This window comes from Oleiagrimonas soli (assembly GCF_000761445.1).
Lineage (GTDB): Bacteria > Pseudomonadota > Gammaproteobacteria > Xanthomonadales > Rhodanobacteraceae > Oleiagrimonas > Oleiagrimonas soli.
In genome coordinates, this window is record NZ_KN196470.1 from 724233 (window position 1) to 738204 (window position 13972).

4 protein-coding genes are annotated in these 13972 nt (G+C 63.4%); 1 reads left to right on the top strand and 3 read right to left on the bottom strand.

Translation table 11 applies throughout. The features are described 5' to 3' along the window. Positions 1 to 5 precede the first annotated feature (5 nt). On the top strand, positions 6 to 1835 hold the full coding sequence (glmS, locus tag LF63_RS03190; RefSeq protein WP_043099587.1) for a glutamine--fructose-6-phosphate transaminase (isomerizing): 1830 nt from the start codon (positions 6 to 8) through the stop codon (positions 1833 to 1835). Positions 1836 to 2111: 276 nt separating this feature from the next. Here glmS and LF63_RS03195 read toward each other — a convergent pair whose 3' ends face one another. Genes LF63_RS03195 through LF63_RS03205 form a run of 3 tightly spaced genes read right to left on the bottom strand, consistent with a single transcriptional unit; the run spans position 2112 to position 13938 of the window. Then, positions 2112 to 3719, bottom strand: coding sequence for an MBL fold metallo-hydrolase (locus LF63_RS03195; RefSeq protein ID WP_043099589.1), 1608 nt, complete (start codon positions 3717 to 3719; stop codon positions 2112 to 2114). Further along, positions 3716 to 10795, bottom strand: a complete 7080-nt coding sequence (locus LF63_RS03200; RefSeq protein WP_052394627.1) for an amino acid adenylation domain-containing protein — start codon at positions 10793 to 10795, stop codon at positions 3716 to 3718. The genes LF63_RS03195 and LF63_RS03200 overlap by 4 nt, the downstream gene beginning before the upstream one ends. Beyond that, positions 10792 to 13938 (bottom strand): amino acid adenylation domain-containing protein, encoded by a 3147-nt coding sequence (locus tag LF63_RS03205; RefSeq protein WP_161782316.1) that lies wholly within the window; start codon positions 13936 to 13938, stop codon positions 10792 to 10794. Before LF63_RS03205 ends, LF63_RS03200 begins: the two co-directional genes overlap by 4 nt. Positions 13939 to 13972 lie beyond the last annotated feature (34 nt).

Consider the following 13972-nt stretch of genomic DNA (forward strand, 5'->3'; position numbering starts at 1 on the left):
AGCTCATGTGCGGAATCGTCGCCGCCGTCGCCCAGCGCGATGTCGCGCCCATCCTCATCGCCGGTCTGAAGGCCCTCGAATATCGGGGCTACGACTCGGCCGGCATCGCCGTGCTCGACGGCGCGCATCTGCGGCGCCTGCGCGCCAAGGGCAAGGTACGCGAGGTCGAGGCGCTGTACGAGGCCGACCCGTTCCCGGGAGGCACCGGCATCGCGCACACGCGCTGGGCCACCCACGGCGCGCCCAGCGAGCGCAACGCCCACCCGCATGCCTCCGGGCGTGCGGTGGTGGTGCACAACGGCATCATCGAAAATCACGCCGCGTTGCGTGAAGCCCTGCGCGAACGCGGGCGTGAATTCGCTTCGGACACCGATACCGAAGTCATCGCGCATCTGGTCGACGAGGCGCTGGCGCAGGGCAAGTCGCTGCGCGAGGCCGTGCGCGAGGCCGTCGGCCAGTTGCACGGCGCCTACGCGATCGCCGTGCTCGATGTCGAGGCGCCCGGCGTGGTGGTCGGCGCGCGTCGCGGCAGCCCGCTGGTCGCGGGCATCGGCATCGGCGAGCATTTCCTGGCGTCGGACGTGCAGGCGCTGATCCAGGTCACACGTCGCGTCATCTATCTGGAAGAGAACGATCTGGTCGAGATTCGCCGCGAGTCGGTCGAGGTCTTCGGCATGGACGGCACTCCCCGGCAGCGCGCGGAGCAGACCAGCGAACTGTCTTCCGACGCCGTCGAACGCGGCGAGTATCGCCACTACATGCAGAAGGAGATCTTCGAGCAGCCGCGCGCCGTGGCCGATACGCTGGAAGGTCGTCTCGGCGAGGACGGCGTGCTGCCCAACGTGTTCGGCGTCGACGGCGAGAGTCTGCTGACGCGCGTGCGCGGGCTGCACATCGTCGCTTGCGGCACCAGTTACCACGCCGGCATGGTCGCCAAATACTGGATCGAATCGCTGGCGCGGCTACCGGTCTCGGTCGAGGTGGCCAGCGAGTACCGCTACCGCGACGTGGTCGTGCCCGAGGACACCCTGTTCGTCGCCATTTCGCAATCCGGCGAGACCGCGGATACGCTTTCGGCCCTGCGCGAAACCGCGCGTCGTGGCTATCTCGGCACGCTGGGCATCTGTAACGTGCCCGAGTCCTCGCTGGTGCGCGAGGCGGATCTGAAGCTGATGACGCGCGCCGGTCCCGAGATCGGCGTGGCTTCGACCAAGGCCTTCACCACCCAGCTCACCGCGCTGGCGCTGCTGGCGCTGGAGCTGGGGCGTCTGCATGGTCTCGACGAGACGCGGCGTCGCCATCTGACGGCCGAGCTCAAGCACCTGCCGGCGGCCATCGAGGCGGCGCTGCAGTGCGAACCGGCGATCGAGGCGCTGGCCGAGCAGTTCGTGCATCGCCAGCACGCGCTGTTCCTCGGCCGCGGCGCGCAGTATCCGGTGGCGCTGGAAGGCGCGTTGAAGCTGAAGGAAATTTCCTACATCCACGCCGAGGCCTATCCGGCCGGCGAGCTCAAGCATGGACCGTTGGCGCTGGTCGACGAGGACATGCCGGTCATCGCCGTGGCGCCCAACAACGCCATGCTCGACAAGCTCAAGTCCAACCTGCAGGAAGTGCGCGCGCGCGGCGGCGAGCTGTACGTGCTGGCGGGCAAGGACACCGGCATGGAGATCGACGCCGAGCGTGGCGAGGTGATCGAGGTGCCGCTGGGCGGTCATTTCGTGGCGCCGGTGGTATTCACCGTGCCGTTGCAACTGCTGGCCTATCACGTGGCCGTGCTGCGCGGCACGGATGTCGATCAGCCACGCAATCTGGCGAAATCCGTCACGGTGGAGTGATCGACCTGCACGGACGGTGTCCGCCTCAAGAGCGCATGCGGGCGTGGGGCTGAGCAATAGGCGGGCGGGATGTCTGGCGGGATGTCAGGGATTTCGGTCTCCCTAGGGTCTTTCGGCAGGTGGTTCAGGACGGGAACGGAACTGCCGGGCACCGTTCCACGGATGCGCAGAGCCAATCCCAGACAGCCGAAGCCGTTCGGATCAAACCGAACGGCCCGTAAAGATGAGCGCGCTCCATCGCATGGTCCCATGGCGGAGCGATATCCTCGATGTTGCCTACAACAGCATGGTTCGCGACCCCGACAGGCGTTCGGCGTGCAATCCGGCTTCGCGGCAGCGAGCGACGAGTTTGTCGGATTCGACGATTTGCTTGCTCTCGGGCGTGTATTCCAGGCCCGCGACGAAGCGCAGCCAAGGCTCTTGAGCCATCGCGTAGACGTAGACATGGCGGCATTCGAATTCTTCGACGATCGCCCAGGCATGATCGCTGTCCGAGCCGGACAGACGGCGTGATTCATCGTCCTTGCGGCTGATCGGATGGCTCAGGTAGGGGCCGTAGAGCCAGGTCAGGGGCGCTCCGTCGCATTCCATGCCGATGAACAGGTCATCCACTTTGCCGATCCGCTTGGCGATGTGGCGGTAGAGCATGCGGTCCTTGCAGTCGGAATCGGCAAGGAAAAGCAAATGGCGGCCGTGCAGGTGGATGCTCAGCCCGTGCTTGCTGGCGATGCTGAGATCGGCATGTTCCCCGTAGAAGGGCAGGCTGGTGATTTTTCCACCGGGCATGTCGATGCGATCCATCGGGTCCATGACCCGGACTTCGGTATGGCCGATGCCACGCAGCGCAAGTTTCATCGACGGGTCGGCGAGGCTGTTGGCGTTGTTGCGCGGTATGAGGATGGTGCCGATACGGTTGCGCAATTGCAGCAGCGTCTCGACGCTGAAATGGTCCTGGTGATTGTGCGTGAGGAACACGTAGTCGATGTGGTCGGGAAGGTCGTGGAACGTCAGTCTTCCGTCGGCGTCATCCCGATCCCAGGTGAGGAAGGGATCGACCAGGATGGAGACGTCGGCGCTCTGGATCAGAACGCAGGCATGGCCGAAGTAACGTATGCGCAACTGTTCTCCGCGGTATTCGGGTTCATTGCGCACGGGCGGTTCATGGCTGAAGTAGGTTCGAAGCCGTGCGCGTTGATCGTCGTCCATCACCTGCAGGGCATCGGCGATCTGGGTAAAAGGCGTGGGTTCGATGCGGCTTCGGGTGAGCAGATCAAAGCACTTGTCGTCGAAGGGCGTTGCCAGGATCAGACGCTCCTGCGAAGCCAGTCTTGGCGTGTTGATGAAGAAGTTGCGCTGGTCGTCCGGTGTGCGCGAGAACGCGATTTCCTGGGTCGGCGTATCGACCCAGTCCTCGGACCGGATCAGCTCTTCCAGTACGCGCAGGGACGGGCGATTGTTGAGGTCGTAATTCACCTCCACCAGTCCGGCCAGCGGATCAGGAAGTTTCTCGTAAAGATGATCGAGACTGTGTCCGGTTTCACTGGCCTGCAGCTGACGATCGAAGGAGATCAGAGCCTCCGCGAAACCGAGCATGCGGGCACCCCGTTGGGTGATGTCCTGCAACAGCGCACGTACATCGTCCCGTTCCTGTCGGCGCAGTTCCAGAAACGAACCGCCAAGCATCGCCGGGTTCTTCGAAGCCGCTTCATGCACGGCGGGATTGGCGACGAAGGAGCGCAGCATCGGTACATGGCGAAAAGCCAGGTTCAGCGCCTGCTGAACGGGGGACACCAGATGTCCCCATGCGTACCAGCGAAAAGCCAGCGGCTCGATCTTGGTATCGCTGTCCAGGTAGATCAGCTCGTCTGCAGGGACCGAGTTCATGACTTCTCCATTGCCGCGGCGACGTCGCCGCATCTGTCCATGTCGTTGTTCAGGACTCGACTCACGAGGCGGCCGATCGGCGCGCGCACTTCGCGATCGAGCATGCCGTAGTGATCCGCGTCGATGTCATGCACCTCGATGTGGCCATCGATGTACGGCGTCCATGCGTCGACGGAGGGCACAGGCGTGGTCGTTGCGATGGAGGCGCGGAAGAACAGCGCGCTCCCCTTGAAGCTTTTCGGTCGGAACGTGGATGCCAGTGCGCCACCGCGTTCGAGCGCGCTGAGCATCTCTCCGACAGCATCCGCCTCTTGGCTGGAAAGCTTTTCCTGGGCCTGCAAACGCTCGAGAAGCACGGGCGAAGACTCCTCGTGCATGGACATCGGGTCGACGCCAAGTCTGGAGAGAAGCCGCTGAAGTAGCGCCGAGTCTTCCGCGCCCGTGTCGGGTAACGCCTGGAGTTCGTGGGCATTCGGATAGGCGTCGATCAACGCGAGAAGGCTGACGTCTTCTCCGCTTTCCTGCAGGCGTGTGGCGATCGCGTGTGCGAACAGGCCGCCCAGTGACCAGCCCAGGAGACGGTAGGGGCCATGTGGCTGGATGCGGCGAATCTGCTCCAATTGCCATGATGTGATCTGCTCGAAATCGTCCGCGTTCGGCACGCCGAGTCCATAGATGGGGCAGTCGGTTTCGATGTGGGCGATCAGGCCGGCGTAGCACCACGGAAGGTTGCCCGCGGGAGGTAGGCAAAATAGCGGCGGCAGGCTGCCGGTGACGCGTAGTGGCAACAGGGTCTGTCGCGCATGCGCATCGGGGCTGCGGTCGATCAAGTTGGTCAGGCCGGCGACGGTCGGTGCTTCGTAGAGTTGCCGGATCGGCAATCTGACGCCGAACGTGGCCGCGATGCGACTGGTCAGGCGAACGGCCCGGAGCGAATCGCCGCCTGCGGCGAAGAAGTTGTCGTCGATACCGACGGAATCCAATTCCAGCACTTCGCTGAACAGCGCCGCGAGCGTCTCTTCCTGCGGCGTCCGTGCAATCCGCTGGTGCATGGTTTGGAAGCTAGGGGCGGGCAGTGCCTTCTGATCCAGCTTGCCGTTGGCGGTCATGGGCAGCGTGGAAAGGATCAGGATGGCTGCCGGGAGCATGTAATCGGGCAAGCGCGTCGCCAGTTCGTAGCGCAAGGCTTCCGGCTCGCACAGCGATCCTGTGGAGGGCACCACATAGGCGACGAGTTGCCGGTGCCCGGAACGATTCTCCAGGTCGAGCACCACGGCCTGTTGCACCTCCGGCATGCGCAGGAGTTCGGCTTCGATCTCGCCGGGTTCGATCCGGAAGCCGCGAATCTTCACCTGACGGTCGCTGCGGCCAGCGAATTCGAGTTGACCATCCTCGCGCCAGCATGCGAGATCGCCACTGCGATACATGCGGCTGCCAGGAACCGAAAACGGGTTCGCGACGAAACGCTCTGCGGTGAGCGCGGAACGTCCAAGGTAGCCCCGGGCTAGTCCGTCGCCGGCAATGTACAACTCGCCGACCACACCTGGCGGAACGGGCTGCAGCGTTTCATCCAGTACATGCAGCTGCATGTTGGGGAGCGGCTCGCCGATGGGGGGCGGCAAGCCAACGCCCTGCAGTCTTTGGCTGAAGCTCGCGCAGATCGTGGTCTCGGTGGGGCCGTAGGCATTGAACATGCGCCTGTCGTCTGCCCAGCGCTTCACCAGGGCGGGCGGGCACGCTTCTCCGCCAACGATGAGCGTCGCCGGAAATCCCTTGGGCGGTTGTTCGATCGTGGCCAGTACGGCGGGTGGGATCAGGCTGTGAGTGATGCGTTGCTGTTGCAGCGTCTCGGCGAGTTCCTCGCCGGCCAGTGGTCCCTGTGGGGGAATGACCAGGCATCCACCATGAGCAATGGCCATGAGCGACTCGAGTGTCGCCGCATCGAAGCTGCAGGAGGCGAATTGCAGGACGCGAGCGTTCGCATCGAGCGCGAAACGCTCCGTCATGGCATGCACCAGGCCGCTCAAGCCGGCGTGAGTCACGACCACGCCTTTCGGTCGTCCCGTGGACCCCGATGTGTAGATGAGGTAGGCCGGCTGCTGCACGTGCAACGGTTGGAGGCGATCGTCATCCGTGGGATTGCCGGGATCACGTTCTTCGAACGGGAACGTGTCCAGAAGCAGCTTCGGAGCGAGATCGGGAAGCGAGGCGCTGTCTTCGTTGCTGCTGAGCAGGATGGCGGGTTTGGCATCAGTCAGCATGTAAGCGAGCCGCTCGGCCGGATAGCCGGGGTCCATCGGCACATAGGCCGCGCCGGACTTGAGTACCGCGAGCGTCGCGATGATCTGTTCGGGGGAGCGCGAAAGCGCGATGGCCACGCGATGCTCCGCGCCGATGCCGTCCGCGATCAGCCGATGCGCCAGCTGATTGGCGCGCGCATTGAGTTGACCGTAGCTCAGGCTGGTATGTGCATGCGCGATGGCTTCCCGTTCGGGAGTTGCCATGGCGTGCTGTTCGAACATGCCGGCGAAATGCTTGACGTCCAGCGCGCGATCACTGGCATTCCAGGCCTGAAGTTGTTGTCTTTCGGTATCCGAGAGCAGATCGATGCGGTTGACCGCTTGATCGGGATTGTCCGCTACAGCCCTCAGCATGCGTCGGTAGACGTTCGCGTAACGTTCCAGCGTGGCCTGATCGTAGATCGAGCGTCGTCCCGTAAGCCAGCAAGCCATGTGCTCGCCATCCAGCTGCACGTTGACGGTAAGGCCAAAGCTGTCGTCGCCGGCCACACCTTGCACGGTCAGCTCGTCGCACAATCCGCCGAGCTCCTGGTAGATATGAAAATGCGTGTAGTTGAAAACGACGGGGAGCGGTTGGCGCCATCCTGCATCGCGCATGATGGCCGGTAACGGGTAGCGACGATGCGGGAACATGGCTTGTTCGGTGTTCTTGACCCGTTCGATCAACTCCAGCCAGCTGCAACCGTCTACACGCATGCGGAAGGGTACGGAGTTCAGGAACAGACCGATCATGCGATCGCCGCCGGCGATTTCCGGGCGTCCGTTGGTGACCAGTGCGGTGGCGACGTCCATCGTGCCCGCAAAACTGCGCAAGGCGGCCATGTGCACGGCCAGGAAAATGCTCTTCAGCGGCACCTTCGCCTGTCGGGCGAGTTTCTGCAGGCCGGTAGCCGTCGCCGGATCGATGCGCGCATGCGCGGAGGCTTTCAAGGCGCCATTCGGGGTGCTCTCGGCAGGCGGGGTATGCATGAAGTCGCGCGGTTCGTAGCCCTGCAGAAACGTCTTCCAGAAATCCCGGTCTTCGGCCTTGTTCAAGGCGGCACGCTCTTGGGCGATGTAATCGCGATACTTCACGTTGAGCGTGGGACTTGCGAACGAGTCTCCGTCAAGCTTGGCGCCGTAGTGCTGGAAGAGTTCGGTGAGGAGACTGGCATCGCTCCAGCCGTCCATCAATGCATGGTTGAAGCTCAGGGAGAGGTGGAAGCGGGTGTCAGACAGACGATGGATGAAGACCCGCAGCACAGGCGGCGTACCGTAGTCGAACGGCGTGCGCGCTTCCTGCTTGCACCATTGGCCGTAGGTATCGTCTTGCCTGGACGCAGGCACATCGCGCAGGTCGTGGACGTGCAGCGGAATCGTCGCTTGCTTGTATACAAGCTGCAGGGGTTCGCTGTAGCGATCCAGGTCATAGCCGGTTCGCAGCACCTCATGGCGCGAACTCAATTGATCCAGAACTTCGCGAAGCACCGATTCCTCGAAGGGAAGATTCATGGTGGCTCGGAACACCACGTGATAGAGCGTGGTGCTGTTCTCGAAGCCGCTATGGAACAGCATGCCGGTTTGCAGCTGGCTCAACGGATAAGCATCTTCCACGTCATCCGGAAGGTTTTCCCGGTCCGTGCTGGCGATGAGTTCGAACGGCTCGATGCCGGGAACGGTGTCCTGATCGTCGTGGTCAGCAACTTCGGCCAGCGAGGCCACGTTTTGATGCTCGAACAATTGAGCCAGTTCGAAATGCAGCCCGAGCTTCTGCGCACGAGCCTTGAGCTGGATCGCGCGGATCGAATCGCCGCCCAGGTCGAAGAAACTGTCGTCGATGCCGACACGCTGCAGGCCGAGTATCTCGGCGAACAGCGAAGCCAGACTCGTTTCCTTGGGCGTGCGTGGATCGCGCTGGCTGACGGACACGAAATCGGGAGTCGGCAACGCCCGGGTATCGAGCTTGCCGTTGATCGTCAGCGGCAACACATCGAGAAACACGATGGCGCTCGGCAACATGTATTCGGGAAGTCGAGCCGCCAGCGCTACACGGAGTGTGCGCGAATCCTGCTCCACGCCAGGCTCGGATACGACATAGCCGACCAGTTGCTTGCGACCCGGCTGATCCTCCCTGGCCATCACGGCGGCGTTTCGCACGCCGTGCACGGCGAGCAAGGCATTCTCGATTTCTCCCAGCTCGATCCGGAAGCCACGGATTTTCACCTGCTGATCGGCGCGCCCCACAAAGTCGAGTGCGCCGTCCTGACGCCAGCGCACGAGATCGCCCGTGCGGTACATGCGGCTGCCTGGAGGGCCGAACGGATTGGCGATGAAGCGTTCGGCGGTCAGCGCGGGACGCTGCAGATAGGCGCGGGCCAGGCCGCTTCCGGCGATATACAGCTCGCCGGGAATGCCGATCGGCACCGGCTGCAGGGTGGCATCCAGTACATAGGCCTGCGTGTTGTCCATCGGCGTGCCGATGGGCACGCTGGTGCCGATGCTGCAAGGGGGTCGCATCGAGTGACTGGTCACGAAGGTCGTGGTTTCGGTCGGTCCATACACATGAACGACCTCGGTGTTCGGACAATGCTCGAGCACATTCCGGAACGCTTCGAGCGAGGCGGCTTCGCCACCACTCCACACGGTGTGCACCGCGCCAAGACACTCGGGTTCATCGGCCAGGATCCGAAACAGCGCGGTCGTGAGGAACACGGCCGTGACGTTCTGTTCACGGATGACTCGGGACAGCACTGCCGTGTCGGTCTTGCCCGGTGGTGCGATCACGATCTGGCGTCCGTTGAGCAACGGGACCCAGATCTCGTAGGTGCTGGCGTCGAAGACTTGCGGAGAGTGCATCAGCACGCGCTGTTGCCGGTCGTTCTGCCAGCGGCTGTCGCGAGCCAACTCGATCACGTTGCGGTGCGTGATCGCGATGCCTTTGGGCGTTCCGGTCGAGCCGGAGGTATACATCGCATAGGCGAGGTGATCCGGCTGCAAGGCGATCTCGGGCGCGTGCTCCGGGTGTGACGCGATTTCGTCGGACTGCTCGTCGAGCACGACCAGACTGCACCAGTGCGAAGGCAGGCGGTCCAATTGCGCCGATGTGGTGACAAGCACCGGCGTCATGGCTTCGTTGAGCATGTGGGTCAGACGTTCTGGAGGGTGCTCCGGATCCAAGGGCAGGTAGGCGGCGCCCGCCTTGAGGATGCCGAGTGTGCCGACAAGAAGGTCGAACGACCGTTCCACGCACAAGCCGACCAGGGTGTCCGGCCCCACGCCCAGTGCAAGCAGGTGATGCGCCAGTCGATTGGCGCGCGTATCGAGTTCGCGGTAGCTCCATTGCCGCTCGCCGGCGATGGCTGCCACGGTATCGGGCGCCGCGTTGACCTGCGCGGCGAACAGGTCCGGCAACGTGCCTTGGGTCTGTGGTCTCGCGGTATCGTTCCGTGCTTGCAGCACGTCATGACGCTCATCTTCGTCGAGCAGCGCGATTTCCGCGATCGGCAGGTCGGGCTGTGCGGCAGCGGTCCGCAGCAGTCGCTCGAAATGCGTGGCGATGCGTGCAGCGGTGGCCGCATCGAACACGTCGCAGGCATATTCGAGTTCGCAGGCGAGCCGGGCACTGGCTTCGTCGCGCACGAAGCTGAAGGCCAGATCATATTTCGCGGTGTCGGTGGGTACGTGTTGCCAGCGTGCGACCGTGCCGGACAAGGCGAAATCGGCCGGGTGGTTGTCCAGGATCAACGCGACCTGGAACAGGGGGTGGCGTGCGGCCGAGCGCGCAGGCTTGACGATATCCACCACGCGTTCGAATGGCAGTTCCTGGTGGCTGAAAGCCGCCAGGTCGGTGTCGCGCGCCCGTTGCAAAAGCTGGCGATAGGTCGGGTTGCCCGAAGTGTCGGTGCGCAGGACGAGAAGATTGACGAAGAAACCGATCTGATCATGCAGCGCATCGTCGTTGCGGCTGCTCACCGATGTGCCGATCGGCAGGTCCTCGCCGGCGCCGTACCGTGTCAGCAGCGCTGCAAGGGCGGCATGCAAGGTCATGTAGAGGCTCGATTGCGCGCCGCGTGCCAGAGCGATCAGGCGCTGTTCGGTTTGTTCGTCGAGAACAAAGCGCGTCAGTGCACCGCGATAGCTCGGTGTCGCTGGGTGTGATCGATCGTACGGAAGATTGAGTTGGTCGGGCAGATCCGCCAGCGTTTCCCGCCAGAACGCCGCTTCTTGTGCCGCGGTGCTGTTCGAGTCCTCTTCGCCTTCCAGATATTCTCGTTGCCAGAGCGCGTAATCGGCATATTGCACGGGGAGCGCTGTCCAATCCGGGGCTTTGCCGTGCAAGTGCGCCGCATAGGCTTGACCGATATCCCTGAACAGGGGCGCCAGTGAGGCGCCGTCGCTGGCGATGTGGTGCATCACCAGCAGCAGCGCATGCCGTTCTTCGCCGAGTCTGAACAGGGTGGCGCGAATCGGTAGCTCGCCGGACAGGTCAAAGGCATGCGTGGCGCGTTTGCGCGTTTCGGTTTCGAGCGCGGTTTCGTCGACGTCCACGCGATCGAAGACCAGCCGACCCTCGGCGTTTTCCAGAATCTTCTGCTCCCCGGTTCCTTCGCCGTGCGCGAAAAGCGTGCGCAGGCTTTCGTGTCGCGCGACGACGTCATTCAGTGCAGCGCCGAGGGCGTTCGTGTCGAGCGGACCCTGTATCCGCGCCAGCACCGGAATATTGAAAACCGCGTTGGCGCCAAGCAATTGATGCAGGAACCACAGCCGTTGCTGGGCGTAGGAGAGCGCTAGCGTCATGATTCGATCCTCCGGTTACGCATGGGTCGCAGTGGTGCGCGGTTGGGGAGTGTTGTCCGGTCGAGCGACATCGCCAGTTGTGCAACGGTCGGAGCGTCGAACAGCGCGCGCATGGTCAGCTCGATCTGGAACGCGGTGCGGATGCGGGCAAGCAGGCGCATGCCCAGAAGCGAATGGCCGCCGAGGTCGAAGAAGCTGTCATCAATGCCGATGCGTTCCAGCCCCAGGGTGTCCGCGAACAATTCGCACAGACGTTTCTCGCGCGGGTTGCGCGGTCCCTTGATGCCGGTCGATGCGACATGGGGGGCGGGCAGGGCGCGGCGATCGAGCTTGCCGTTCGGCGTCAGCGGCAAGGCCGGAAGGTGGACCAGGATCGGCTGCATGTGCTTGGGCAGCTTGCTCGCGACGTGGCGGCGGACATCGCTCAGGCGGTCGAAATGACCCGGTTCGTTCACGCAGGCCGAGAGTTTGCGGCTGGCGCGTGGGAGATAGATGTCGGTCAGCACCGAGTCGCTTTCGTCGGCGTGGATGAAGATGGCGTCAAGACGGTTCGGGCGACTGGACCAGGTGACGGCCGTGCGATAGCCCATGGCTTCGCCCAGGGCGTGCAACGCATCGATCGTGGCCTCTTCGCACGCCGGTGCCAGATCGGCATGATTCTTTGCATCCGCGCCGGTCGCGGTGTCGCCGGCTTCGATGCGGCACATCGCAGACCACTCTTCCGTCAGCAACGCGTTGGGTATGTCTTCGACGCGCAAGAACCGCGGTCGGTTTTGTTCCAAATAGGTCGCCAGTTGCTTCGTGCTGCCGATGTGTTCTTCCCAGGACCGTTGCGGAAATGAGTTCGCGGAACGCGCCGAAACGGGACCCTTGCGCAGCACGACGTCGTAGCGATAACGATTGAGCTCGTTTGCGTAACGCCCCTTCTTGACTTGAATGTCGACGGCGCCGAGGTCATCCAGGTGCTGCGGCAACTGGGCGAAGAATGACGGGGCGACGATCAATTCCTTTTCCGTCAGCATGGCCTGGCGGATATGGTGCTGCAGTTGTCCGACCGGTGTGTCGGGTGCGGCCTGGTTCGATTGCACAGCGCTGGCAAAGCAGGGCAGCAGATCCAGATTGCGCACGTCTCCGATGAATATCGCGCCACCAGGGACGAGCAAATCCAGCATGCTGCGCAAGACCTGCATCAAATATCCGGCATTGGGAAAGTGCTGGATGACCGAATTGATCACCACCACATCGAAGAAGCCGCTGGGCAGCCCTTCCGCGATGTGGGCAGGCTGCGCTCGCAAGGTCACTCGCGATGACAGTTCCGGCTGTGTCTGCACCTGCTGTTGCAGGGTGCGAATGATCGCTGCAGAGAAGTCGGTGCCCCAATAGCTCTCGCAGCAGTCCGCAAGCTTGGCCAGCAGCAGTCCGCTGCCTACGCCAACTTCCAGCAAGCGTCGCGGTCGCAGCGCACGTATGCGTTCCACGGTGGCCTCGCGCCATGCCTGCATCTGCGACAGAGGGATCGGCAGTCCGTCGTAGCTGCCGATCCAGATGTTGAAATTTTCGCCAAAGGGCTGCTTGGTCTCTGTGGCGGGGGTGTCGTAGTACAGGCGGTAGACCGCATCCCACTCGTCGATCTGCCGGGATTCTTGTTCGGTGTCGCGGGGCTGGGTGGGATTGGAGGCATTCAGCACGACATAACCGACCAACTGTTTCTGCCCGGGGCGATCCTCGCGGACAGTCACGACGGCCTGGGCGACGGACGGATGTGTCCGCAGCGTGGCCTCGATTTCTCCCGGCTCGATGCGGAAGCCGCGAATCTTGACCTGATGATCGGCGCGGCCGGCATATTCAAGCGTGCCGTCCTCGCGCCAACGCGCCAGATCACCGGAGCGATACATGCGCTGGCCAGGTCGGAACGGGTTGGCGACGAAGCGCTCGGCCGTCAGCGAAGGGCGGTGCAGGTAACCTCGAGCCAGAGCGATTCCAGCGATGTACAGCTCGCCGACGTCTCCATCGACCACGGGCTGCAACTGTTGATCCAGCACGTAGATGTCGGTGTTCGGAATCGGCCGCCCGATCGATGGAGCAAGACGATCGCTCCATGTCGTGGGGTCGGCTGGAAGCGTGTGAGCGGTCACGACATGCGTTTCGGTCGGTCCGTAGTGGTTGTGCAGGCGACGCTCGGTCGTATCGCGGAAGAGCCCACGCAGCGGTCGGCTGAGCGTGAGCGCCTCGCCGGCTTGCGCGATGTCGGCCAAGTCGGGCAAGGCCAGCGATTGCTCGGCAGCGGCTTCGCCCACGGCATCGATCACCAGGTTCGGGGCATACAGTTCCTGCACACGGTATTCGGCCAGCCAGTGGGCGAATCGAGAGGGATCGCGCTGGATATCGGCGGCCGGTATGGCCAGCGTCTTCCCGGCGGTGAGTGCGGAAAGGATTTCCTGCGCCGAGACATCGAAGCTGATGGCCGTGAACTGCGCCACGATGGTCCCTGGGGTGCCGGGCACGGTGGCATGATGCCAGGCCATCAAGTTCACCAGCGCCGCATGCGGCATGGCCACGGCTTTGGGGCGGCCCGTCGATCCAGAGGTGTAGATGACGTACGCCAGGTGTTGCGGCTGCAGCGCCCCTGGTCGTTTTTCGGTGGTGGTGGGCGTGGATGGCGAGGCTGGCGATTCGACGCTCAGCCCTTCATCGTCGATTCGCCATTGCAGGGTGTCGGAAAGCTTGTCTTCGCGGGTTACGCCAGTCAGCGTCAGCCGGGGATGGGCGTCCGCGATCATCAGCGCCAGTCGGTCGGCTGGATATTCCATGTCCAGCGGCAGATAGGCCGCGCCGGCCTTGAGAACGGCGAGCAGCCCCACAACCAGTCCCACCGAGCGAGGCAGGGCGAGGGCGACGACGTCACCTGGTCCGATGCCGTGTGCCGTCAATTGCTGCGCCAGGCGGTCTGCGCGGCCGTGCAGCTGTGCGTAGTCGAGTTGGGTGGAACCATGCACCAGCGCGATGACATGCGGTGTTCGGGCGGCTTGGGCTTCGAGAAGATCGACAACGGTGGTGGCGGCTGATCGGTCGTGAACATTGTTCCCGCCGCTCGTACGCACACATGCATGTGCATTGACCGCGCCCGCGAATGCGCTTTCCATGGCCATACTCTCCCGTGCAAAACCATTATGGTTC

What these genes read in the sequence shown, in the direction of transcription:
- glmS (WP_043099587.1), top strand. Translation starts at nt 6, where the DNA reads ATGTGCGGAATCGTCGCCGCCGTCGCCCAGCGCGATGTCGCGCCCATC.
- LF63_RS03195 (WP_043099589.1), bottom strand. Translation starts at nt 3,719, where the DNA reads ATGAACTCGGTCCCTGCAGACGAGCTGATCTACCTGGACAGCGATACC.
- LF63_RS03200 (WP_052394627.1), bottom strand. Translation starts at nt 10,795, where the DNA reads ATGACGCTAGCGCTCTCCTACGCCCAGCAACGGCTGTGGTTCCTGCAT.
- LF63_RS03205 (WP_161782316.1), bottom strand. Translation starts at nt 13,938, where the DNA reads ATGGAAAGCGCATTCGCGGGCGCGGTCAATGCACATGCATGTGTGCGT.